Origin of the sequence: Flavobacterium sp. ACN2, assembly GCF_002303885.1 — a bacterium.
Lineage (GTDB): Bacteria > Bacteroidota > Bacteroidia > Flavobacteriales > Flavobacteriaceae > Flavobacterium.
The window spans coordinates 47,955-73,324 of record NZ_MRCM01000001.1 but is presented as its reverse complement, the minus strand read 5'-3'; the positions used below and the strand labels follow the sequence as shown (position 1 = coordinate 73,324).

Sequence of the window (25,370 nt, the reverse complement as noted above, 5' to 3'; positions counted from 1 at the left end):
GTGTTTTTGCATTAGTCCTTTTTTTTCGAGCCTTATAGCGTCCGTCTATTTTTACCAAACGATTATCAAAAACAAGTTTGGATGAATACCACAAAAAAAGAAGAACCTTCTAAAAGTTTGGAAGAACTTCTAGAAGAAACAAAAACAAAAAAGAGTGCGCTCTTAAAAATTCTACAAAAAATAACGAAAGCAAGTTCTAAGAATCAACCGCCGAATTGATTCTCAGGACTTGCTTTTGTGGTTTTCTGCGAACCATCATATGCTATTAACTCGCAGCCTTAATACTAATTTTAAATTAAAAAAAATGAACCAGATTTACTCTAAACCCAGGTATTTGTTTCTTTTGTTAGGTTTCTTGGTCTGTTCCGCTGGAATGGCTCAGTCTCCTTTTCCAAAAAACAAAACATCTAATGCGCAGACGGCCGTACAATCGCCAACTGCTAATCAGAAAAAAGAGCAGCTTTCTCAAAAAAAGACCGATCAGAATGCTAATCAGGATGATGATTCTAACATTCTTTCACCTCAAAAAAGTGTCAATGGAACAGCACTTTCGCAACAAGAAAGTGATGATGTAAATAAGAGATTAAAAGCTAGTCAGAAACTTTTTGACAAAAGTCAAAGTGCTTCAACGGCTAAAAATGTTCAAAGTGCAGACAGCACAAAAGTGAGATCTTTTGCAAAGTCGTCTAATCTGACAATTCGTAATGTATTTGAAGTTAAAAGATCAGATTTTGAACTTTCGAGTGCAGATAAGATGCAACTGAGATCGGTTTCAGATAAACACGGCAGAAGTCTCGCTACTTATCAGCAAATGCATAATGCTGTTCCTGTTGAAGGAGCGATTTATAAAGTGAGAGATAATAAGAGCAAAATTGAAGCTTTTGGGCATATCAGTAAAAAATTGCCTGCAAACAGTAATTATAAAGTAAACGCGTCGGCTGCTTTACAAAATGCATTAAATACAGTAAATGCTAAAGAATATGTTTGGCAAAGCAAAAAATTATCGTCTTTAGTCCATAAAAAAATTAGTACAAAACCACAAGGAGAATTGGTTTATGTGGGACCTAATTTTTCTTCTGAATTAACAGAATATCATTTGGCATGGAAGTACGATATTTTCGCTACAAATCCGCAGTCAAGTCAGACGATTTATGTTGATGCTAATACAGGAAAAGTCATTTTAAAAATTGATTTAAGCAGAGATCTTCATTCGTCTTCTTCGCCTATTATTGATGGCAGAAGTACAATTGGTAAAGGAAAAGCAAGATTCTCTGGAGATGTTACTTTTGGTACAACTCAATATGCAGATGGCTATAGATTGGAAACTTTGGAAGGAAAATACAAAGTGCCCATTTATACTTTGAATATGAATCATGCAGAACATGCATCTGATGAAGTGCTTACAGAATATATCGATGAAGATAATAACTGGAATGATTTATACAACAAAGATCACGATGAAGTAGCAATCGATATTCATTGGGGACTGCAAAAGACTTTAAACTATTACGAAGAAAAATTTAGCCGAAATAGTGTTGATGACAAAGGAATGACCATTTTTGGTCTTGCTCACTTAGGAACCAATGTTGAAAATGCCTCTTGGACAGGAGGATGGGCGCAGTTTGGAGATGGTAAAAACCAGCCTTTTGTAAGTTTGGCCATTACTGGACATGAATTAACGCATGCAGTAACACAATTTTCTGCGGGATTAATTTACCAAGGAGAATCGGGTGCAATGAACGAATCTTTTAGTGATATTTTTGGTGTTTCTATTGAATTTTACGCTGGAAGAGATACTAAAAATGATATTTGGCTTTTGGGAGACGAATTGTATTCTCACGGAAGTTTAAGAAGCATGGCTAATCCAAAAGCGCAGGGACAGCCTGATACCTATGGAGGGACAAATTGGGTAAATCCAGCCAACATATCGTATGATAATGGAGGTGTGCACATTAACAGCGGTATTACCAATTATTGGTTTTATCTTTTGGCAGAAGGTGGAGAAGGGATTAATGATCTTAATAACAGTTATACGGTTAAACCGATTGGTTTAGCTAAAGCTGAAAAGATTGCCTACATAGCATTAACAGAATATTTATCGCCGTCTTCAAATTTTAGCGACATGCGTCAGGCAACTTTGATGGCAACAGAAGATTTGTATGGTTTAGGTTCTGAAGAGTTTAAACAAGTTACTAATGCTTGGTATGCAATTGGGGTAGGTACAGCTTATGCAGATCGACAAATAACTATTGTTTCGGTAGAAAATCCTTCAACTTCTTGCGGGCCATTAAAAGGTGACGAGCCTTTTTATATTACACTAAGAAATACAGGAACTTCTATTATTAAAGCGGATGAAGTTTTAAATTTCAAATTAAGAGCCATGGCAAGCGCACTTGGCAGACTTATTACTTTTTATACTAATGATGGGAAAGTTCCTTTTACTAAAGATTTAGGAATTGGAGAAGAAACAACTATTGAAGTAAAAAGCACAATACCGTATCAAATAAATGCAACGACCTATGTAGAAGTAAAAGTAGATCTTAATCCGATTGTAGATTTTGGGGTTGAAGAAGGATATTCTTTTGTTACAGGCATATATGTTGCCACTGCACAAAAAGATTTTGATATTAAAGCGACAGCTTTAGATCTTCCAATGTATACTGGAGATTTACTTACAACAAGTTATACTCCGGCTATTACGATTTTTAATTTAGGCTGTCAAGATATTCCAGTGGGAACTGTTTTAAAAATTGGATATGCCGATACAAAAGCTGGAAGCGCAACAATTTGGAAAGATGTGACGTTACAGACTGCTTTTAAAGGAAATTCAGAAATGAAAATATCTTTTGATACTGCTGTCGATTTATCAGCGGCGGGATTGCACACTTACGAAGCTTATGTAACCTATGATAAAGATCCAGTTACGACAAATAATAGTATCATAAATGCTGCTTACAGCGATGTTATAACACAATTTCCTTATAGTGAAGGATTTGAAAGAACGCCTGGAGGATGGAACACAAAAGCGTTAAGCGGGAATCAGAAGTTTGTATTTCAAAATTATCCTGCAACTTTTAGAACTGTTAAATCACAATATATGTGGGGAATGGTAGACTTTAAAGGAACTGACAGAATGGGACTTAATTCTGATTTCGTTTTAGAATCTCCAATCTTCGATTTCACTAATGTAGTTTCTCCATATGTTGAATTCGATTTGTATTATTTACTGCATAGAACTTACGATGGTTTAATTGTTGAATATTCGGAAGATAAAGGTAAAAGCTGGAAAAAAATAAATACAGTAAATTATCCAGAAATAGAACATGGCAATAATTTATTTGATGGCGCTTGGTTTACAGGTGTAAATACCCAACTTAGAAAAGATCCTTATCAAATTCGTTTAAATGAATTAGCAGGAAAAAAGGCCGCTATTCGTTTCCATGTAAAATCGGATGATTATTATGACGGATTCCTGGGCGGATTTATAGATAACATTTTAGTGAGCGATGCGCCTTACGATTTAGAAGTTGTATCGGCACAATTTGACGCTGGTAAATGTGATATCAACAATAATAATGCGGCAGTAATTGCTAAAATAACAAACAATTTTGCGACTGCAAGTCAGGAAGTTATTATTACAACTAAAATTCTGGATGCAGCAAAAGTCGAAGTTTTTTCAAAATCAGAAAAAACAACTTTAAACTTCGCTAAGTTTAAAGACACGATAAACTATTCTGTTCCTAATATTAATCTAAAAAATATCGGAGAGCATACGATTTCGGTTTCTGTTTTTCCTGAAGACATGGCAAAAGACCTTAAACAAGGAAACAATGCCGTAACATTAACGTACGATAATTGGAATAACGAAGACATGAAAGTTTCTGTACTTCCGTACAAAATGGATTTTGAAGACGATTCTAAATATAAAGGATGGAGAACTTCTGAAAATAAAGGTTCTGCAGGATGGAAACATGGAGTGCGAGCAGATTTAGGCTCTCCAGGATGGTTTCTTGAAGATCACACCAAGTTTATGGCAAGTAATGATGACAAATGCAATTGTGATGCTTCAAACGATATGCTGGTTTCACCAGTATTTGATTTAACCAATTACAAAGAAGCACACTTAGCATTTGATGGTTTTGGAGATCCGCAACAATGGTCAGACGGTTTTGTAAAAGTAAGTATAGATGGTGGAACAACTTGGAAAGAGGTGTTTAAAATGCCTTATTATGGTGCTTGGTTTGGATATAATGTTGATTTAAGTGCTTATGCTGGAAATTCTTGTGTTATGGTTGCCTTTCAGCAAAATGACAACGGCTTTTTTGGTAATGGTTTTGCAGTAGATAATATTGAAATTACATCAACTAAAAGTAATTTACAGCTATCGAATTTAGTTGTGGGTGAAACGGTTTATGAAGATGTACCTTCGCATGAGTTTTATATTGATGCAAGAAATGTAGCTTATAAAACATTGGAGAAAGTTACGATCAAATATCAAATTCTTCAGAACGGAAACTCCATTGGTGAACCAGTTTCATTAGAAAGAACTAAAACGATACGACAAGGTGAAACTCTTGTTTATAAAATAGACGGTCTTCCTAAATTAGCAGCTGGAAATTACGAAATTAAAGTGCAGGCAACTGCCGATGGAGAGGCAAATACAGATGTTAAAAGTCTTACTGCATCTTTTCAAGTTGTTGAAAAAGCATTGGAACTAAACACAGAGGATTTCGCTAATCTGACACAAGGTTCAATATTTGGATCAAAAGGGTTTATTTCTAATCAAAGTGATGAAAATTATCCTTGGAGAGCGGTTACAACTCCAGATAATACCTATTTGACGGTTCCGTTAAAAAACCGAACAGGAGACGCTAACGGTAAACTTTTATACAGTCAATTAGAAGGTTATTATTACTATAGCGAATTAATTTCTCCACTTTATAAACTATCTGCAAGTGCTACAGCTTTAGAGTTTTATTACGCTATGCAAAGTAATGTCAATGATGCTTTAATTGTAGATATTAAGCCAGTTGGCGGAGAATGGACTGAAGCTTGGAGAGCAACAAATCAAGGAACTTATGTAGATACCGAATGGCAAAAAGCAGTCTTAAACATTACCAAATATGCTGGAAAATCAGTATTGTTCCGTTTTAGACATGCAAAATCAGATGGGTATTCTTATATGGTTTTAGATGATCTTAAAGTAATAAGTGAGGCTGTTTTAGATGTTTCTGTTCAAATTTTGTCTCCAAAAGATATTTGTGGCAATAGCGAAGTAAAAGTTAGACTGACAAACGAAGGGCAAGTTGCGATTAAAGAAAATTCTATCCAGTTAGATTTGGAGTATAGTAATACATCAGAAAAAATCTCAGAAGCCGTTGCATCAGGAATTCCGGTTGGTGAAAGTATTGATTATACTTTTATCAAACAGCCTAAACTAGATGATTCTGGAGATTCTCATGTATTTGCCGTGAATGCAAAAATGGAAAACGATGCTATCGAACAAAATAATAGTATCAAGAATTATGTATACCAAGGTGTGCCGTCAGATTTTAAAATGTTTGATGTGTCAGTTATCCATGCTTATGCAGGTAAAAGTGTATTTCTGGATGCAGAGAGAAACTTTTCTGCTAAAGAATTAGAAGCGACTTCATACAAATGGAGCTCTGGTGAAACTACCAATTCTATAAATGTTGATAAAGCAGGAGATTATACCGTAACAGCAACATTGGAAAATGGATGCAGCCTTGCTGAAAAAGTAACTGTGGTATTTGATACTTTCGAATCTGAGCTTCCAAGCGGAGATGTTTGTGGCCCTGAAGTAGTTTTAAATCCTGGAAATTATGCTGCTTACGAGTGGTTTGATGGTTCTACAGATCCAACTTTCACTACAACAGAAAGCGGAGATTATTTCGTAACGGTTTACAACGAACACGGATTAGGGAAAATTTTCACTACTACTATTAATGTTCTTGAAAATACAGTTCCAGAAATTCAGGCATTAGAAGGAAATAAAATTACAGCTTCTAGTGATGCTACAGGTTATCAGTGGTATTTAAACGGAAGACCTTTGCCAAATGCAACCGAAAAAACAGTTGCTACAATTTGGGAAGGAAGTTATAGTCTTCAAGTAACAAATGCACACGGCTGTACAAATATGTCTGCTCCAATTGATTCTAAAGGGTTGCTTATCGGAAAATTGACAAATTCATTCCGAGTTTTCCCAAATCCAGTGGCAGATAATGTAAACATCTTCTTGGCTGAAAAAGCAGAAGGCGAAGTTGAAATGAAAATTTATTCTATGGAAGGTAATGCCATTTGGAGTAAAACCTATTCTGCTGTTCCGTCAAGCGTAAATGTAAGTCAGCTTGCAACTGGAGTTTATATTTTAGACTGTACAGTTCAAGGTAAAAAGTACACCGCTAAGATCATTAAAAAGTAACAAAAATACAGATAGAAATGGCAGTTCTCGTGTAGAACTGCCCTTCCTAAAACAAACAAATACGATGAAAAAATCAAAGCTAATAATCTGTGCACTACTGATGTGTGCAGGTGTAATGGCCCAAACCGAAAAGGTGAAACTGGGAGTAAAAGCGGGCTTGAATATTTCGAGCCTAACATTTGATGATAACGAATTGAACTCCTCTGATAAAACAGGATTTACAGCCGGTTTAATGGCTGAAATTCCGTTGGCAAAAAACTTCTCGGTACAGCCGGAGTTATTATACAGTCAGCAGGGAATGAAATTGTCTTATTCAGATCCAGAAGTTCAAAACTCACATTACAAAAGCACCATTGCCATAAATTATTTAAACATTCCAGTAATGCTGAAATATTATGTTGTTAAAGGGTTGAGTTTACAAGCTGGGCCTCAAGTAGGAATACTTTTAAAAGCAAACAATAAATATCAAGACAACTTTTTAGGTTATGATAACCATGAAGAAATGAATTTAAAAGAGTATTCAAATGGAGTAGATGCTTCTGTAAATTTCGGATTGGGTTATCAGTTTAAAGACAAATTTTATGCAGATGCAAGATATAATGTTTCTTATACTGATGTCTTTAAAGATGTAACCGCAAACACCAATTATAGTATTAACAGCGATATGAAGAACCGAATTTTTCAAATAACAGTAGGTTATTTTTTTAAGTAGAGTTAGTAACATTCTTCTTCATATCTTTTTTAAACCACTCTTTTTTAGGAGTGGTTTTTTTGCTTTAGTAATATTAATTTTGAACCTATTAGCTATTTCTTTGAAGCGATATCACAAATAAGTCTTTTTGCTAGAATAAATAACACTACTTATATTATTACATTTGTATATTATATAGGATTTGTATATATGATTCAGGCAAACTCATTTAAATTAATTGTCTTTTTACTGTTTTTAGTAGTTAGTGGATATTTAAATGCACAAAAAAGAGATAGTTTGTCGCAGCAGTTTTTGATGAATATAGAAATACGTCCAAGAGCAGAATATACTTCAAATTATATACTTCCTCCAAATGACTCGATAGATCCTTATTTTTACATAACGCAGAGAAATAGAGTTTCAATGCAATACTTGCGTAAAAAATGGTTTATAAAATCCGATTTACAAGAAATTCATTTGTGGGATGAAGCAAATTCAAATTCTAAAGTCGGAAGCATTAATTTTTATCAGTTGTTTTTGGAAACGAAATTTAAGGACATAAACTTTCGTGTAGGAAGACAAAATATTTTATTAGATAACGGCAGATTATTTTCGGATGCGCCTTGGGCTCAGCAGGGTAGAGCACATGAAGGAATTCGAATTATGAAATATACGCCACATTTTGCCCATGATTTTTTCTTTGTGTTTACGAGAAAATACAATACAAGTTTTGAAAGTGCTTATTCTCCAGTTGCTTCCAATAAATACAAATACATGCTGGTGTACAACTTTAGTTATAATTCGAATAAAAATCTTTCTTTTAATTCTATAAATACCGTTGATTTTTTAGAGAAAACAAATTCAGAAACACTATACACTCGCGCCACTACAGGAGGAAGAATTGAGTTTAAAAAGAAGCAATGGTATTATACTTTAAACAGCTACTTGCAATTTGGTAGAAATCAAAAAGGGCAGCATTTGTTTGCATACTATTTCCAGCCAGAAGTGAAATTATCATTGCCAAAAACTACTTTACGATTAGGAGCGGAGATAATTAGCGGAAGCAGTTTACAGACAGGGAAAGAAAATTCAGGAGACTTTGATGTTTTATATGGCGTTACTTGGAAATTTAATGGAAACATGAATGTTTTTACACGTTTTCCTGCTGATGTTGGAGGAAAAGGTCTTGTGAATCCGTATTTGTTTGCTTTGTTTCCAATAAATTCAAAACTTACTTTTCGTTCAGATTTTCATCTTTTTTATACACAATATTCTTTGCAGAATAATTTAAATCACACAATGTCAAAATTTTTAGGATTTGAAAATGATATTTCTATAAAATATGTTCCTATTAAAGAGTTAGAAATTAACGGTGCATTTTCATTTTATAAATCTACAGATTCAATGACAAACCTTCCCAAGGTACAAGACGTAGAAAAACTGTCGTTTTGGAGTTATTTGATGGTTTCGTATTCTTTTAATGCGATCAATTTTAGACGAAACAAAAAATAATAGGCTTTAAAATCTTTCGAATTTACATTTTTAAAAGATAATTCTATCTTTGCGGCTGATTTTGGTCTATTTTTTCAATTCAGAAGAAATAGTTAAAAGGGAATCAGGTGTAAATCCTGAACAGACCCGCTACTGTAAGTTCTATTTAAGTCTTTAAACATTACTAATGCCATTGTTCGTTGTTTCGGATGAGAAGGCCGTTTAAAGATGGAATAAGTCAGGAGACCTGCCACGATCACATAGTTTAAAACTTTCGTGGTATGAAGTTGATGACAAGATAATGACCTGCTATTTAGGATAGTTGGTCTATTTCTATGTTTTTATAATTGTTGCATCACGTAAAGTTTATTTAATAAAATCGTGATGTATAAATTGACTAAAACTTTATTTTCTGTTTTTTTAGTACTTGTTCCTTTTTTGCTTCATTCTCAAGCAGTGACTGATAGTTCGCGGGTTTTAAAAGAAGTTATTTTAAAAGGAAAACCGTATCAGGAAGTGATTCCCGTACAAAGTCTTTCGGGCGTTCTACTCGAGAATCTGGCGACTCACAATGTCGCAGATGCGCTTCGTTATTTTGCCGGAACTCAAATTAAAGATTATGGCGGAGTGGGCGGCCTTAAAACGGTTGATGTTCGTAATATGGGAACGCATCATGTTGGTGTTTTCTACGACGGAATTCAGCTTGGAAATGCGCAAAATGGAGTAACCGATCTAGGAAAGTATTCGCTTGACGACATGGAATCTTTGACGATGTACAACGGTCAGAAAAGTGAAATTTTTCAATCGGCTAAAGATTTCGCTTCTGCTTCTGCGATTTATTTGCGAACCAAACGACCTGCTTTTTCAGGCAATAAGAAAACAAATCTTCTGGTTCGTTACAAAACAATGTCTATTGATTATCATGACCCTTCTTTTAGATGGGAACAAAAACTAAGCGACAAAGTCAGCTTGAGTGTAAGCTCAGAATACATCAAATCAAACGGACAGTATAAATTTAGGTATAAAAGAAAAAACCAAGACGGTAGCATTGCTTATGATACCACAGCAACGCGATGGAACAGCGATATTGAGGCATTCCGATTGGAATCGGGCTTGTTCGGAAAAATAAACAAAGGAACTTGGGATGCCAAAGTGTATTACTACGATTCTGAAAGAGGCGCTCCAGGTGCTATTGTAGAAAATAAGTTTCGAGATGGTTTCCGTCAATTTGATAAGAATTTTTTCGGACAGTCTTCTTTAACGAAAGACGTTTCAGAGAAATATAAATTTCAGCTAAAAGGAAAATTTGCTTACGATTACACCCATTATATAGCACGAGATACAACCAATGTTTTAGGAGAAACCGTAACAGAAGGCGTGCAATCTGATGATAGTTATTATCAGCAGGAAGCCTATTTTTCTGCAGTCAATATGTACAGCATTTTGCCCACTTGGGATGTTTCCCTTTCAACCGATTTTCAATACAATAAACTAAATGCGACAAGAAGAGGAATCCAAACGCAGTTTTCTTTCCCGCAGCGTTATACAGCGCTTGTTTCTCTTGCAACTTCGTACCGATATGAAGGCTTTAAAGTTTTAGGAAATGTACTAGCAACCCGCGTCATCGAAGAGGTGAAATACAACGCCCAAGCACCCAATAAAACCGAATTTACTCCCGCTATATTTCTTGGTTATACGCCGTTTAAGAAATACGATTTCAATTTAAGAGCTTTCGCTAAACGAATTTTCAGAATGCCCACTTTCAACGATTTGTATTATACCATGATCGGTTCGAGCACTTTGAGGCCAGAATATATGAATCAGTACGATGTTGGTTTTACGTATAATTTCCCCGTAAGGGAAAGCTTTTTTGATAAATTTTCTTTTCAGGCAGATGCTTATTATACCAATACAAAAGATAAAATTATTGCCGCTCCGACAGGGAATTTGTTCCGTTGGATGATGACCAATATCGGACAAGTAAAAGGAAAAGGAATCGAAACGGTTCTGAATATGGCAGCGCATTTTAATAAGCTAAAACTAGATGCCAATTTAACCTATACGTATTCTCAAAGTCAAGATTTTACAAAGTTTGTCGGTTTAGAAATGTCTTCTTATGGCGATCAGATTCCCTACACGCCTTGGCACAGCGGATCTGGAATTTTGAATGCGGGTTATGAATCTTGGAATTTCAATTACAGCTTTATTTATGTCGGAAAACGCTACAACGGAAATGTCAATAATATTAAAGTAAATGAAGTTCAGCCTTGGTATACGCACGATTTGTCGGTTCAAAAATCTTTCACATTCAAAAATTACAAATTGAATGGAGCGATTGAAGTCAACAACGCTTTCAATCAGCAATATGAAGTGATTTACAATTATCCGATGCCAGGAAGAACATTCAAATTTATAATCAGTTTTGAGTTATGAAAAAGAGCATTTTAAAAATAGTATTCAGTTTAAGTATTGCCATTTTTTTAGTTTCCTGCAGAGAAGACGAAACGATATTTCTTTCTTCGGATGTGAGTGTTGCAGCGCCAAGAAGCGATGGAAAGATTGAAGGTTTTTATCTTCTAAACGAAGGTAATATGGGAATGAACCGTGCGAGTTTGGATGTTTTCAATTACAGAACAGGAAATTATACTACAGATGTCTATTCAGAACGAAATCCTTCGGTTGTAAAAGAATTGGGAGATGTTGGAAATGACATTAAAATCTACGGAAATAAGGTTTATGCGGTCATTAATTGTTCTAACAAAGTAGAAGTTTTAGAAAAATGGACAGCAAAACGCATCAAGAAAATAGACATTCCAAATTGCCGTTATGTGGCTTTTTATAAAGACAAAGCGTATGTGAGTTCGTATTCTGGACCTGTTGCAATAAATCCGAATGCTGAAATTGGTTTTGTTGCCGAAATTGATACGACTTCATTAGAAATAAAAAGAAAAGTAACGGTTGGTTATCAGCCCGAACAAATGGTCGTTCATAACGGAAAATTATATGTCGCCAATTCTGGCGGTTACAGAGTTCCAAATTATGACAGAACGGTTTCTGTAATTGATTTGGAAACGTTTACAGAGATTAAAAAAATCGATGTTGGAATAAATTTATACAGCATGCAGATTGACAGCCAAGGCGATATTTATGTGAGTTCGCGAGGCGATTATTACAACACGCCGTCTAATCTTTTTGTAATTGATACACAAACAGATGAAAAGAAAATGCAACTCGATATTCCGGTTTCTGGAACTTGTCTCGTTAACGATTTATTGTATTACTATAGTGTTTCTTGGAGTTATCTAACGGGAACCAATAAAGTGAGTTACGGAATTTTGGACACCAAAACTAAAAAAGTAATTACAGATCAAATTATCACAGACGGAACCGACAAACAAATCATGATTCCGTACGGTCTTCAAGTCAATCCAGAAACCAAAGAAATCTACATTACCGACGCTCAAAACTATGTAGTAACAGGTTATATCTACTGTTTTACGCCCGACGGAAAATTAAAATGGAAAACTACCGCTGGAAATATTCCCGCTCATATTGCTTTTATAACTAAAAATTAAAAAATGTCGAACAAAAACCTTTTCAAAATCGCTTTGTTTTCAATTATCTTTTTGGGATTTGTTGCCTGCGATAAAGACAACGAAGAAGATTTGCTTCCTGCAGAAGTGCTGAAAGAATCGTATACAATTGACCGTTTTAAAGTGCTGAATATTGCTACAGCTCTTCCAAATACTGCAAAACTGACTTGGAGTATCAACGATTCTATTCTTTCAGAAAATGCAGATTTAGATTTTATTAGTCCTTTTCAAAAAAATTATCTGCTGACTTTAAAAGTAGAAATTAATGGAGAATCAAAAGTCTACAATTCTTCAATTAATGTGATCAAAGAAACGGGAACTTACAGTAAATATATTTCTAATGTACTTGATTTTCGTCCAGCAGTTGGGCAGTTTACTAATGAAATTCCGCAATATGTAGCAGGAAATACAGAAGCCAACATCATTGCAGCTGCGAAAAAAGCAATTGTGGGTTCAAATACGTCTATGATTTCGCTTGGTGGTTTTGGCGGTTATGTAGTTTTTGGTTTCGATCATACGATTCCGAATATGGGCGGTCGCGATTTTAAGATTTTAGGAAATGCTTTTTGGGGAAATGAAGCCAACGAAGCGCGCGCAGGATCGTGTGAACCCGGAATTATTATGGTGGCTTATGACAAGAATAAAAACGGAAAACCAGATGAAGACGAATGGTACGAAATTGCTGGAAGTGAATATTTTAAGAGCACTACAGTAAAAAACTACGAGATCACTTATTTTAAACCAGATGCCAATAAGGAACCTTTGGCAGGAAATGAATTTTGGCAATTTGATACAGAATATATTAAATGGCAGGATAATGCTGGGCAATCAGGTTATAAAGTGCAAAATGTATTTCATAATCAAAGTTATTATCCGCTTTGGATTGCCGACGCTTCTTATACTTTGAAAGGAACCAAAATAGCAGATAATTTCTACGATCAAAGTGGCGAAGGCTCGTATTGGGTAGGCAAATCGTTTGAATTTGGCTATGCCGATAATGCGCCCAATAACGATGAAGCTTCAAATATTGACATTTCTTGGGCAGTAGATAAAAACGGAAAATACGTCAAACTTCCAGGAATTGATTTCGTAAAAGTTTATACCGCAATTAATCAAGAAGCAGGCTGGCTTGGAGAAGTTTCTACAGAAGTTTCTGGGGCTTACGACTTACATCTTAACTAATTTTTTTAAACACATAGAAACATAGTCCTGTAGCTGCGGGATTAGAAACTTAAAAAGGCGTTTCACTCGTTTAAAAACACATAGCTATGTGTTAGAAACTAGTTTCTTTTTTCTATTCTTTTCGATGAAATAAAATCTATGTCTCTATGTGTTTAAAAAAAAATAAAAATATTAACACAACATTTAAAAATCAATAAATTATGAAGAAAAATTACTTTATAGTCATCATGTTGTTTTTTGCATTTCTAACCAATGCACAGATAACAGTGCAAGGCGTTCCTAGAAATGATATTAAATCAAAAACGGTAACGCAAAAACAAGTAACGGCAAAAAGCGCCAATGCAACCACTTTTGCAGATATTCAATTTTGGGTTGGAAGTGGAGCGAATCAGGCTGCATTTGTGGTGCAATGGAATGACGGTAAAACTGCTGACGCTTTGGTTTGGGGTTTTAGATGGAATGGAACTGCAACAGGAGAAGATATGGTTAAAGCCGTGGCAAAGGCCGATCCGCGTTTCTTTGCCTTGCTCAAACAAGGAACTCAGTATGGATCTGCAATTGGCGGATTAGGTTTCGATTTGAACGGAACAGGCACAAACGGACTTTACAAGGACGGAAATAAAACCTATCCCTATTATCCTTTTGATGGTCTTATTAATACTAGCGAATACGATTTTGATTCTTATACAGGCATCGATCCAAATGATCACTGGCAGTCAGGATGGATGGTAGGATATTGGTCTTACTGGGTTAAAGATCCAACAGATGCCGATTATAATTATTCTGGTGTTGGAGCTTCTACTCGTGAATTGCAAAATGGCTCTTGGGATGTCTGGAATTTTAATCCAAATATGGAAAGCTTTGATATTGCCACAACTTTTACTCCAGTTGCTCCTTATTCTAAAACAATAGATTTTACCAAAGGTTATTTTATAGTAAACGAAGATTGGTTCGGACACATTAACGGATCTGTAAATTTTGTTGATAATAATGGAAACATTAATTATCGTGTTTACAGCGAAGCGAACAATAACAATACATTTGGCGCAACTACACAATATGGAACCATTTACGGAGATAAGTTTTATTTTGTTTCGAAACAAGAGGCAGATGGAGGAGATACACAATATACGCCTGGTGGAAGATTGGTTGTTGCCGATGCTTTAACCATGAAAAAAATTGCAGGATTTGATAATATTGGAGGAGGAGACGGCCGTTCTTTTATTGGTGTTGACGAAAAAACGGGTTATATAGGTGCTTCTAATGGTATTTTTATCTTTGATATTGCTAATATGAAAGTTGGAAGCTTGATTGCAGGAACAGATGGCGGAAGTCAGTACTTGGGGCAAATCGGGAATATGATTCGTACTTCGCAATATGTTTTTGCTGTTAAGCAGAGTGCAGGAATTTTGGTGATTGATCCTAAAACCAATACGGTAGTAAAAACCATTTCTGGAGCTTTCCATTCGGTTACGCAGGCTAAAGATGGAAGTGTTTGGGGAATTCAAAATAAGAAAATAATTAATATTCATCCCTTAACTTTTGCAACTGTTGAATATGCTATACCAACCACTCAATATTTAGGCTCTTGGGGAGCATGGAATGCAGGAAGTTTTACATATAGCAATAAACAGAATGCTTTGTATTGGATGAATTCTGTCAACTCCTTTACTTCGGGCGCTCAAATTATAAAATTTGATGTGGCAACCAAAACATTCAATGAAAGCTTTGCAACACTTCCAGGACAAACCGGAACTTATAAGCAAATTCCTTACGGAGCAGCATTAAGAATTGATCCTGTTTCAGATCAGATTATTGTAAACACAACCGAAAGCGGATTTGGAGCGCATTATCAAAAAAACTGGATTCATACTTTTGACAACACAGGAAAATTAATTGATACCAAAATTCTAAACGATTATTATTGGTTTCCTTCCATGACGGTATTTCCTGATAATACGGCACCAGTTGTCAATTCAATTTTGCCTTCACAAGTTTCAGTGTTAAGTCCAACAATTATTGATTTGAAAACGGTGGTTTCAGATGAAGACAATATTTCGGCGGCGATTGTAAAAACGATAAAATCAAATAGTGATGAAAATATTGTTTTAGCAGAAATTAATGCTAACGAAGAATTGGTTTTAACTCCAAAGAATCCAGGAACAGCAACAGTTGTAGTTAGTTTTAATTCTAACGGAAAAGTGGTCGAAAAATCGATTTCAGTTAATACATCGACTTTAGGAAGAGATGAATTCACGAAAGTGCACTTGTCTATTTATCCAAATCCAGTTTCAGATTATCTGAATATCAGTAGTGAAGAGGAAGTTATTGATGTTGTAATTTATGATGTTAATGGAAGAACCGTTAATACTAGAATTAACAACAATCAAATTGATGTAAGTAATTTTGCCAAAGGTTTTTACATTATCAATATTGCAACAGACAAAGCAAAGTATACACAGAAATTTATTAAAAGATAAAATTTAGAATTGCAATAATTTGAGGCTGTCACTTTGGTGACAGCCTTTTTTTTATAAATGCTCCTGAGCAAAAACATATTTACAGCAAAGAAGCATAACCAATGGTTTCGACCGTCTAAAAGCAAAGAAAAACCAAGCACAATACGTTTTTTAATGCTTTGGAGAAGCATAATATTTATAGCAAATAGAATAACCAAAGAAAACGCTCCGTAGGAGCGAAATATTGGTAGACGACATATTGGTAGACGTTTTTTTCAATAAAAAGATCATTATATTTACCATACAAAATTCCGAACATTATGAAAGCATTGGTAATTGGAGCTACAGGCGCGACGGGAAAAGAATTGGTTAATCTTCTTTTAGAAAGTAGTGATTATTCAGAAGTCTCCATTTTTGTGCGACGTCCAACAGGAAAATCACATTCAAAATTGACAGAACACGTTGTTGATTTTTCAGATGTAAATTCGTTTCGGGAATTAATTACGGGCGATGTTCTTTTTTCTTGCATTGGAACAACTTTAAAAGATGCGGGCTCAAAAGAGAAGCAATGGAAAATTGACTATGATATTCCTGCTGATTTTGCAACCACTGCAAAACAAAACAATGTAAATTCATTGGTTTTGGTGTCTTCTTACGGAGCTTCGGCAAAAAGCAATGTATATTATTCGATGATGAAAGGAAAACTAGAAGATTATCTTCAGGAGCTTCATTTTCCTCAATATATTATTTTCAGGCCCGGACCTTTAATTCGAGAAAATACAGATCGTTTGGGCGAAAAGATTTCAGTAAAAGTCATTAAATTCTTCAACGCCATCGGACTTTTTAAAAACCTGAAACCAATCACAACTGCATTTTTAGCTCAAAAATTAGTAAAAGCTCCAAAATCGCTTCCATCAGGAAATACAACACTTGAACTTGACAGAATTATTAGTTTATAAGTGAAATGTGAAATGTTAAAAGTAATGATTTACATTTCACAATTCACATTTCACAAAAAAAGCTATTTTTTATCTTCAGAAAGAATTAAAGTGGAAGGTATATTAGCCAGCCAAGGACTTTTATTCTCTACTAAATGTTTCCATCCATCAATAGAAATCAGCATAAGATCTTGCTGGTCAAGAAAATCTTTTTCAATAGATTGTTCTTTTCTTAGAGTCAGCTGGTTTGGAGCTACTTGTTCCATTAGCCTAATTTTTTCTTTCGTGTCCAGATCGGCCATAATTTTACCTTCGACATCCAAAATTTCAATTCTCGCATTGATATTCTGAATAAATTTCTGAACGTAGTTCTGAATAAAACTCCAATCTTTTAAACTAAAAAGCGGAATAAAAATCGTGTTGATGTCGGCTAAATCCTTGTCAATTAAAACTCCAACCGGAATATGAGATTTTGCAATAATTTGTCTTGTTCCGTCATCAAAAGGAGCAGATTCTAAAATGTTTTCCTTTCCCGTTACGGTATTCAATATATTTTCAGGATTAATAATTCGAGTTGTAAATCCGAGTACGCGTCCTAATAAACTTCCTTGATAGATAGATTGCCCAATTCCAACCAATAATAAATCATGTTTGCTTTTGTTGGCAACATTTACAATCTCGTTATCAATATCAGAAGATGCCTTAAACATAGTAGTGATATTTCGGTTTAAAGCAACAGATTCTTCCACAATATCTTTAAACTTTTCGTCTTCATAAACGTCTGTGTTGTAGTGGTGTAATTCTTCTGTAGGAAGAAAATGCATGGCTGTAATTTCAGAACTTTCAGAACGTTTATTGGTTAATCCGTCGGCAACTTTAAGTAAAGCCCTTCCAGATTCTGGTCTGTCAAAAGACAATAAAATTCGGTACTTGTTTTTTAATGCAAGATCTTCTTCGGTTTCCTGTTTGCTAGATCTAAAAAGCCAATTGATTAAATCTAATGTTGGTCCCGTCATAAACGTGGTAGCCAGCGCCATAATAACAAACATAGAGAACAATTCTGGACTTAAAACACCCAGATCGTAACCAATATTTAAAGCCACTAATTCTGTTAAACCTCTTGTATTCATCAAAGCTCCAATCGATAAACTGTCTTTCCAGTTTTGCCCCACAAATCTTGCTGCAAGCGCACTGCTGACAAATTTACCTATAACAGCCACTGCAAAAATTAATCCTGCAATTTTCCATAAATAAGGTTCGTTCAATAAACCAATTTGCGTTCTTAAACCAGTAAAAACAAAGAATAATGGCAATAAAAGTACAAGCGCAACGTCTTCCACTTTTTCGATAAATAGATTTCTGAATCTAATATTTTCAGGCATGATGGCTCCAGCAATAAAAGCTCCAAATAAAGCATGGATTCCGATAACTTCTGTTAAGTAAGAAGAAACCACAAGCGTTAAAAAGAAAATGGCAACAATGGGTTTGCTTAATTTTTCGCTTGTTGCATACAAATCTCCGATTCTTTTAAGGAACGGACGAACCACTTTAATCATTAAGAAAACATATCCTAAAGCCAAAACAACCGTGTATATAGCACTTCCAAAAGAACCCGCTTTTACAATTGCAATTACAACCGCAAGAATACACCATGCCGTAATATCATCGGCAGCGGCACAGGTAATTACGATCGTTCCTAATTTTGTTTTATGAATGCCGCGTTCCTGCACAATTCTGGCAAGCACCGGAAAAGCTGTGATACTCATCGCGATTCCGGCAAACAAACCAAAAGATGTGAATTGTACATCTGCGGGGGCAAACTCGTCATAGATAAAATACGCCAGTCCCATTCCTAAAACAAACGGAATGATAATACTTGCGTGACTTATCACTACAGCATCGTGGGCTTTGTTTCTCAAAATCTTCATATCGATTTCCATTCCCACGATATACATGAAAAGGATTAAACCAATCTGGCTTAAGAACTGAAGATTTCCAAGTGATTCCGCAGGAAATAAAGCGGCAGAAAACTCAGGAAGATACATTCCGATTAAAGAAGGACCCATCACAATTCCCGCAATCATTTCTCCGATTACGGCAGGCTGTTTTATTTTAATGCAAATCCATCCAAAAATACGGGCAACAAAGATAATTGTAACAATCTGCGCCAATAAAAGCGCTAAAGGATGGTGCAGATTTTTTATAAGAGAATCGAGAAACTCGCTCCATTGGCTTTTGTCAGATGTTGGGATTTTAAGATTTCGGCCTGTTTCCAGTTTTACGCCTAACAAAATAATCCAATACATTAGAACAGAGAATCCTCCAATAACTCCAACGTAAAAAATACTGTTTCTTAAATTTTTCATTTATTTTAATTTTTTGCTCTTCGCAACGACGTTATTTTCTTGTGAAAAAGGTAGAAAAAAGGCTTTTTTGAAGAGATTAGTTGATAAAATCAGGGCAATTTTATAACAAAATCAGCATTCGCCCAATAGGGGATATTCAATTTTGTAATGACCAAGAAAAAATTTGTAATGAAATAAAAAAAGGAAGATTTGACCGATGAAAACTACTATACTTAAAGTCGTTTTTTTAGAAAAGTCGAGATAATGCAAGGGTCTTAGACTAAATTGCCTTACCTTTATGCCTTTACCACTTGAATAAAATGAATAAAGATTATCCAATTCCAGATAACGAACTTCAACGTTTAGCTGCCCTAAAACGTTATAATATACTCGACTCGCTTCCAGATGATGCCTTTGATGATGCTACAAAGCTTGTTGCTTATATCTGCGGTGTGCCAATTGCCCATATTTCTTTTATTGATGAAAATAGGCAATGGTTCAAATCTGAAATTGGAATAGGAGTTTCTGAAGTTCCTCGCGAAATCACTTTTTGCAATTACACTATTTTAGACACAAAAATTCTAGAAATCAACGATACGCATGTCAATGAAACATTCAAAGACGATCCCAATGTAACGGGCGGATTTAATGTTCGTTTTTATGCAGGTGTACCGCTTACAACGCCCGATGGCTATAATATCGGGACTTTGTGTGCAGTTGATCATGTCGTAAAAGAATTGAATGAAAATCAGCGTAATGCACTTTCTATCGTAGCAAAACACGTTATCGCACAGCTCGAATTAGGTACAAAAAACCATCAATTATATACGCAACGAAAAATTGCCGAGCGCGCTGTTCTGGCAAGAGACAGTTTTTTGGCCAATATGAGCCATGAAATCAGAACACCTTTAAACGCAATTATTGGTTTTACAGATTTGCTTGCACAGACAGAACTCGATGATACACAGCGCGATTATATTGAAAGTGTGCAGATTGCAGGCGAAAATTTACTTCTGATTGTAAATGATATTTTGGATCTTTCAAAAATTGAATCTGGAAATTTACCAATCGAAGCCGAATCTTTTAATTTAAAGAAAACGCTCAAACACGTCTACAATTTACTGAAAGTAAAAGTGCAGAAAGAGGTGGAGTTTAATCTTTTTTTGGATGCCGAAATGCCAGATTTGGTTATTGGAGATCAAGGAAGACTTAATCAAATATTGGTAAATCTTATTGGGAATGCGTTGAAATTTACAAATGAAGGAGAAGTAACCGTTTCGGTAAAGAAAATAGACGAAACAGAAGACAGTTATTCGCTTAAATTTTCTGTAAAAGACACTGGAATCGGAATCCCGAAAGATAAACTTGCAACTATTTTTGAGCGCTTTACACAAGGCGAAGAAAGTACTACACGAACATTTGGCGGTACCGGACTTGGATTGAATATTGTAAAACAGCTGGTTGAATTGCAGAAAGGAGAAGTTCACGTAAAAAGTACTTTAAACCGCGGTTCGGAGTTTTTCTTTACCCTTTCGTACAAAAAGTCAAATTTTGAAGAGACCGCAGTAAAAACGGTTTCTAAAAATGATTTAGGAAATCTTAAAATACTGCTTTGCGAAGACAATGTTTTAAACCAAAAGCTTGCAAAAAGCGTAATTAATAATTTTGGTTTTGATTTGGATATTGCGCAAAATGGCGAAGAAGGCATCGAACTTTTGTCTCAAAACGAATATGATTTAGTTTTAATGGATTTACAGATGCCTGTTAAAGACGGTTATCAAACCACAGAATACATTCGAAACGAGATGAATTCTAGTATTCCAATTATTGCCATGACGGCACATTCTCTGGTAGGTGAGCAGGAGCGATGCTACAAAGTAGGAATGAATGCTTATGTGCCAAAACCGTTTAAACAGTCTGTTCTTTTAAAAGCGATAAAAACAGTAATGACGCCAGACCACAATGTGACTCATAAGAGAATTATTGATATGTCTTTTTTGGATGAAATGTCTGGAGGCGATTCTGAATTTAGAAAAGATATGATAGATCTTTTTATAGAAAAAATTCCAAGTCAGGTGTCACAGTTAGAAGAAGCATTTAAGAATACGGATTATGAAAATGTAAAAAAACTGGCGCATAATATGAAATCAAGCATGGATATATTTATGCTGCAGGATTTGAGCAATTGTCTGTCGATTATCGAAGTAGAAGCGTCATCTGGTGAATTTACTGCGGAAACATTAGATAAAGTGAATATTTTTCACTGCGGAATTGAAGAAGTCGTTAAAATTTTAAAAGAGCTATGATATAAAAGAAATATGCAGTAGCTTTATAAATAAGAAGTTATAATTTTGAATATCCCCCAGATAAAAAAATAAAAAATGAGAATTATTGTAGCCGAAGATAATGATATCCTACGCAAATCGTTATCTTTTTTCTTAGAGTCGAAAGGATTTAATGTTGACCAGTTTTCTGATGGTAAAGAGGCGTTGGACGCGATCGAAAAAGAAAACTACGACTTAATATTGACTGATATAAACATGCCGGGTGTTAGCGGAATGGAAATTACGCAGCACGTCAGAGAGAACCTTAAATCTGATACTCCTGTTATTATATTGACTTCTTCGGGCGTTGAGCAGACCGAGCTTGACTCTTTTGATATTGGGGCAAACGAATTTATTGCCAAGCCAGTAAGTCCGGCTGTACTTTTAGTGAGAATTAATAAACTACTAAAAACCCGAATCTGATGAAGTTTATTTATTATTCTATTTTCCTGCTTTTTATTTCTTCTGTTGCAATTGGACAAGAAATCAATATAGACGAGGCTTTGGCCAATGTGAAGCGCGAAGTCGAAAAAGAAAATTACGATAAAGCTTTATCGATTATAGAACCTCTGCGCGCCAAATATCCTGAAAATGAAGATATACAGATCTACACAGGACGCATTTACAGCTGGAAAAAAGAATATAAAACCGCTATCAAAATTTTGTCTCCAATGGCGGACAGAAATAATCCAAACCCAGAAGCGTTACAGGCACTTCTAAATGTCTATTTTTGGACAGAAGATTATGAAAAATGCATTTCGTATTGCGATAAATATCTGGCCATTGATCCAAAATCGGTTGATGTTTTAAAGATTAAAGTCACTTGTCTAGAGAAATTAAACCGCGATCAGGAAGCTTTAGATTTAATAGAAAAAGCATCTTACATTGATAATAGCACGCAGGCTTTCAGAGGAATCCGTACGCTTATTGGACGCAAAGCAAAAAATGCCGTTTCGTTTTCTTATCTTAATATTTCAACCTCAGATCCAGGACAATCTCCATTTCATTATGGATATGCAGAGTATTCGCATAAATTCAGCAAATCGGCAATAGTAGGAAGGGCAAATATTGGAAATGTGAGCAATGAAACCCAAATGTTATTTGAAACCGATTTCTACCAAACCTTTTCAAACAAAAGCTATTTGTATGTAAATGCTGGGGTATCAACAGGAGAAACTATATTTCCTGTAGCCAAAGCTGGTTTAGAATATTATTTTAAGCCACAGAAACATTTTGATTTTTCGCTTGGCGCAAGATTTATGCATTTTGATACAGACGATATTACGCTGCTTACAGGGCAAGTGGCCTATAACGCCGGAATTTATAGTTTTGCTTACAGACCTTATTATGATACTTCGAACGAATTGTTTTCTCATGTTTTAAGCGTGCAGCGCGTAAATGAAGAAAAAGAGCGCCTTATTAGGCTGGAGTTGCAATACGGAAACGTTCCTTATTTGTATCTGTACAATAATTTTACACAACCTCTAAAAGCGTATAGAATTGGAATTCAGTATCAGCATCGTTTTGGCGATTCGTTTTTTGTACGCCCGATTTTCCTTTATGAAGATGAGGAATATGTACCTGGCCAATATAGAAACAAGTTTAATGTGCAGTTAATTGTAACAAAACGTTTTTAATATGACTGAAATCTGGGAACTATATAAGCAAGGTCAGTGGGAAGTGCCTTTTCTTACTTTCTCAATTTATCTGTTCATAGCGGCTTCACTTATTCTATATCTTGTTATTGTTGCCAGCAGAAACGGTAAAATAAAACGAGAACGCCTTAGTAAAGAATACAGTACAATAATAGACAAAATAATGTCGGCTGTTATTTTTGAAGATGTTCCTTTTGAAGAAGTAAAGAAAGACAAAAATTTCCTAGTTCTTTTTGACACTTCTTTTTTCAGAGAAGTTTTGACAGAATCTCTTATCAATCTGCATAAAAACTATGAAGGTATTTATGCTCAAAAATTAGAGCAGTTTTATAAAGATTCTGGATTGATAAAAGATTCATTCAAAAAATTGAAGAGCCTGAAATGGGAGGTAAAATGTAAAGGAATCACCGAACTGGCAGAGTTTAATATCAATGAAGCTTTTGATCAGATTATTGTTTATTCTAAAGCCAGAAAGAAAACATTAAAAATCGTAGCAATCAATGCAGCTATTAAACTTGAAGGCACTGAAAGCATAAAATATCTTGTAGAACATTCAGATCCTATAGACGATTGGATGCAGCTGAATATTATTGGAGCTTTTAAAAAACATGATATTGGCGATACAGAAGGAATCGAGCATTTATTAGAATCACAAAATATGACAGTGGTTACACTTGGATTAAAACTGATAAAAGAGCTTAAATTGTCTCAAAAAGTTCCTCATGTAGCGCAATTGGCAGCTCAGACAACCAATACCATCATTAAGTACGAAGCCCAGAGTATTTTGCAGACCTTAACAGCATAATCTTATAAGAAAATGACTTTTTTTAATACTGAAATAACGTGGTTTTTGGATGTATATATACTCCTTATATTGGGTTACGCCATACTAATCATGTCTTCTTATTTAATGTTGGCTTATCTTTCTACAAAAGAGCTTAGAAAATACCTTAAACGAAACAGTTTTGTAGATTATGATGTTTTGTTAACCAGCGAGTTTGCGCCAAAACTTTCGCTTATAGCGCCTGCGTATAACGAAGGTTTAACTATTGAAGAAAATGTAAAATCGCTACTTTCGCTGAATTACAACAATTATCAGGTTATTGTGGTAAACGACGGAAGTAAAGACAATTCGATGGAAATCTTAACCAAAACCTACGATTTGGTTTTGACCAATTTGGATTTTCATCCGCAAATTGAGACCAAAACAATCAGAGGAATATATACTTCCAAAAATGCTGCTTTCAAAAAACTGATTGTAGTTGACAAGGAAAATGGAGGAAAAGCCGATGCTTTAAACGTTGGACTTAATATTGCCCAAAATCCGTATGTGGTTTGTATTGATGTCGATTGTATTTTAGATAAAGATTCACTTTTAAAATTGGCAAAACCATTTTTAGAATCGTACGGAAAACGAATTATCGCGACTGGAGGAGTAGTACGAATTGCCAATCAATGCGTGATTAAAAACGGACGTTTAGTCGAAGTAAATGTTCCAGATGTAATGCTGTCGAGAATTCAGGTTTTAGAATATCTAAGAGCTTTTCTTTTAGGAAGAATGGCCTGGGGAAAACTAGATGGTTTATTACTTATAAGCGGTGCTTTTGGAGCTTTTGACAAAGAAATTGCGATACTTTCTGGAGGTTACAGTACCAAAACGGTTGGAGAAGACATGGAACTTATTGTCAGAATGCGCCGTTATATGCTCGATAATAAACTGCCTTATTCCGTGAGTTATATTCCAGATCCGCTTTGCTGGACCGAAGCGCCTGAGGATTTCAAAATATTCAAAAAACAGCGTTCTCGCTGGATGAGAGGAACCATAGAAACATTAAGCATTCACCGCGGAATGTTCTTAAATCCAAAATATAAATTACTCGGAATGCTCAGTGTGCCTTATTGGACTCTGTTTGAGTTTTTAGCGCCTGCAATTGAGTTTATCGGTTTGGTCATAACCGCTGTATTTATAGTGTTCGGTTTGCTAAACTGGCATTTTTTCTTTTTACTGCTGCTTTTTGTGTATACATTTGCAGTGTTCTTTTCGGTTATCGCTTTGTACAGCGAAGAAAAAACCTATCATAAATACCCCAAACAGGCCGATTTTTTCAAATTACTGATCGCCGCTTTTATTGAACCGTTTTATTTTCATCCGTTGACAGTTTATGCAGCATTAATTGGTTATAAAGAAAAAATGATGGGAACCAAAGGCTGGGGAGAAATGACTAGAAAGGGGTTTACTAAGAAATAATG

14 protein-coding genes and 1 riboswitch are annotated in these 25,370 nt (G+C 35.1%); of the genes, 13 read left to right on the top strand and 1 reads right to left on the bottom strand.

Translation table 11 applies throughout. From position 1 onward, the window contains the following. Nucleotides 1-304: 304 nt before the first annotated feature. The 8 genes from BSF41_RS00260 to BSF41_RS00225 all read left to right on the top strand — a co-directional run bounded on the left by BSF41_RS00260 (nucleotide 305) and on the right by BSF41_RS00225 (nucleotide 16,817). Nucleotides 305-6,442, top strand: coding sequence for a M4 family metallopeptidase (locus BSF41_RS00260; RefSeq protein ID WP_172426829.1), 6,138 nt, complete (start codon nucleotides 305-307; stop codon nucleotides 6,440-6,442). Nucleotides 6,443-6,506: 64 nt separating this feature from the next. Further along, nucleotides 6,507-7,154, top strand: coding sequence for a porin family protein (locus tag BSF41_RS00255; RefSeq protein WP_095927534.1), 648 nt, complete (start codon nucleotides 6,507-6,509; stop codon nucleotides 7,152-7,154). A gap of 189 nt (nucleotides 7,155-7,343) precedes the next feature. Then, nucleotides 7,344-8,645 (top strand): alginate export family protein, encoded by a 1,302-nt coding sequence (locus tag BSF41_RS00250; RefSeq protein WP_095927533.1) that lies wholly within the window; start codon nucleotides 7,344-7,346, stop codon nucleotides 8,643-8,645. A 45-nt stretch (nucleotides 8,646-8,690) separates the two neighbouring features. After that, a riboswitch (cobalamin riboswitch) is annotated at nucleotides 8,691-8,894 on the top strand. Nucleotides 8,895-9,008: 114 nt separating this feature from the next. Next, on the top strand, nucleotides 9,009-11,057 hold the full coding sequence (locus BSF41_RS00245; RefSeq protein ID WP_095927532.1) for a TonB-dependent receptor: 2,049 nt from the start codon (nucleotides 9,009-9,011) through the stop codon (nucleotides 11,055-11,057). Further along, complete coding sequence (locus BSF41_RS00240) at nucleotides 11,054-12,199, top strand: DUF5074 domain-containing protein (RefSeq protein ID WP_095927531.1); 1,146 nt, start codon at nucleotides 11,054-11,056, stop codon at nucleotides 12,197-12,199. Before BSF41_RS00245 ends, BSF41_RS00240 begins: the two co-directional genes overlap by 4 nt. Before the next feature lie 3 nt (nucleotides 12,200-12,202). Continuing rightward, nucleotides 12,203-13,399 carry a cell surface protein gene (locus tag BSF41_RS00235; protein ID WP_095927530.1) on the top strand — a complete coding sequence of 399 codons (1,197 nt, stop codon included), beginning with the start codon at nucleotides 12,203-12,205 and terminating at the stop codon, nucleotides 13,397-13,399. Nucleotides 13,400-13,599: 200 nt separating this feature from the next. After that, complete coding sequence (locus tag BSF41_RS00230; RefSeq protein ID WP_095927529.1) at nucleotides 13,600-15,879, top strand: DUF5074 domain-containing protein; 2,280 nt, start codon at nucleotides 13,600-13,602, stop codon at nucleotides 15,877-15,879. A gap of 299 nt (nucleotides 15,880-16,178) precedes the next feature. Beyond that, nucleotides 16,179-16,817: an NAD(P)H-binding protein gene (locus BSF41_RS00225; protein ID WP_095927528.1), complete on the top strand. Its 639-nt coding sequence runs from the start codon at nucleotides 16,179-16,181 to the stop codon at nucleotides 16,815-16,817. Nucleotides 16,818-16,879: 62 nt separating this feature from the next. Here the strand turns inward: BSF41_RS00225 and BSF41_RS00220 are convergent, their stop codons facing one another. Then, a complete protein-coding gene (locus BSF41_RS00220; protein ID WP_095927527.1) occupies nucleotides 16,880-19,162 on the bottom strand; it encodes a cation:proton antiporter in 2,283 nt (760 codons plus the stop codon). A 299-nt stretch (nucleotides 19,163-19,461) separates the two neighbouring features. On the opposite strand from BSF41_RS00220, the gene BSF41_RS00215 reads away from it, so the two are divergent. From BSF41_RS00215 to BSF41_RS00195, 5 genes are all read left to right on the top strand, one after another. After that, on the top strand, nucleotides 19,462-21,447 hold the full coding sequence (locus BSF41_RS00215; RefSeq protein WP_095927526.1) for a GAF domain-containing hybrid sensor histidine kinase/response regulator: 1,986 nt from the start codon (nucleotides 19,462-19,464) through the stop codon (nucleotides 21,445-21,447). 75 nt (nucleotides 21,448-21,522) lie between these two features. Then, nucleotides 21,523-21,888, top strand: coding sequence for a response regulator transcription factor (locus BSF41_RS00210; protein WP_095927525.1), 366 nt, complete (start codon nucleotides 21,523-21,525; stop codon nucleotides 21,886-21,888). Continuing rightward, nucleotides 21,888-23,102, top strand: coding sequence for a YaiO family outer membrane beta-barrel protein (locus BSF41_RS00205; RefSeq protein WP_095927524.1), 1,215 nt, complete (start codon nucleotides 21,888-21,890; stop codon nucleotides 23,100-23,102). The genes BSF41_RS00210 and BSF41_RS00205 overlap by 1 nt, the downstream gene beginning before the upstream one ends. Before the next feature lies 1 nt (nucleotide 23,103). Further along, complete coding sequence (locus tag BSF41_RS00200; RefSeq protein WP_095927523.1) at nucleotides 23,104-23,925, top strand: hypothetical protein; 822 nt, start codon at nucleotides 23,104-23,106, stop codon at nucleotides 23,923-23,925. Nucleotides 23,926-23,937: 12 nt separating this feature from the next. Further along, nucleotides 23,938-25,368, top strand: a complete 1,431-nt coding sequence (locus BSF41_RS00195; RefSeq protein ID WP_095927522.1) for a glycosyltransferase family 2 protein — start codon at nucleotides 23,938-23,940, stop codon at nucleotides 25,366-25,368. Nucleotides 25,369-25,370: the final 2 nt, after the last annotated feature.

Bases quoted from the DNA above. Each gene is read 5' to 3' on its own strand.
- BSF41_RS00210 (WP_095927525.1), top strand. From the start codon at position 21,523: ATGAGAATTATTGTAGCCGAAGATAATGATATCCTACGCAAATCGTTA.
- BSF41_RS00220 (WP_095927527.1), bottom strand. From the start codon at position 19,162: ATGAAAAATTTAAGAAACAGTATTTTTTACGTTGGAGTTATTGGAGGA.
- BSF41_RS00225 (WP_095927528.1), top strand. From the start codon at position 16,179: ATGAAAGCATTGGTAATTGGAGCTACAGGCGCGACGGGAAAAGAATTG.
- BSF41_RS00240 (WP_095927531.1), top strand. From the start codon at position 11,054: ATGAAAAAGAGCATTTTAAAAATAGTATTCAGTTTAAGTATTGCCATT.
- BSF41_RS00200 (WP_095927523.1), top strand. From the start codon at position 23,104: ATGACTGAAATCTGGGAACTATATAAGCAAGGTCAGTGGGAAGTGCCT.
- BSF41_RS00255 (WP_095927534.1), top strand. From the start codon at position 6,507: ATGAAAAAATCAAAGCTAATAATCTGTGCACTACTGATGTGTGCAGGT.
- BSF41_RS00215 (WP_095927526.1), top strand. From the start codon at position 19,462: ATGAATAAAGATTATCCAATTCCAGATAACGAACTTCAACGTTTAGCT.
- BSF41_RS00235 (WP_095927530.1), top strand. From the start codon at position 12,203: ATGTCGAACAAAAACCTTTTCAAAATCGCTTTGTTTTCAATTATCTTT.
- BSF41_RS00205 (WP_095927524.1), top strand. From the start codon at position 21,888: ATGAAGTTTATTTATTATTCTATTTTCCTGCTTTTTATTTCTTCTGTT.
- BSF41_RS00245 (WP_095927532.1), top strand. From the start codon at position 9,009: ATGTATAAATTGACTAAAACTTTATTTTCTGTTTTTTTAGTACTTGTT.
- BSF41_RS00195 (WP_095927522.1), top strand. From the start codon at position 23,938: ATGACTTTTTTTAATACTGAAATAACGTGGTTTTTGGATGTATATATA.
- BSF41_RS00260 (WP_172426829.1), top strand. From the start codon at position 305: ATGAACCAGATTTACTCTAAACCCAGGTATTTGTTTCTTTTGTTAGGT.
- BSF41_RS00230 (WP_095927529.1), top strand. From the start codon at position 13,600: ATGAAGAAAAATTACTTTATAGTCATCATGTTGTTTTTTGCATTTCTA.
- BSF41_RS00250 (WP_095927533.1), top strand. From the start codon at position 7,344: ATGATTCAGGCAAACTCATTTAAATTAATTGTCTTTTTACTGTTTTTA.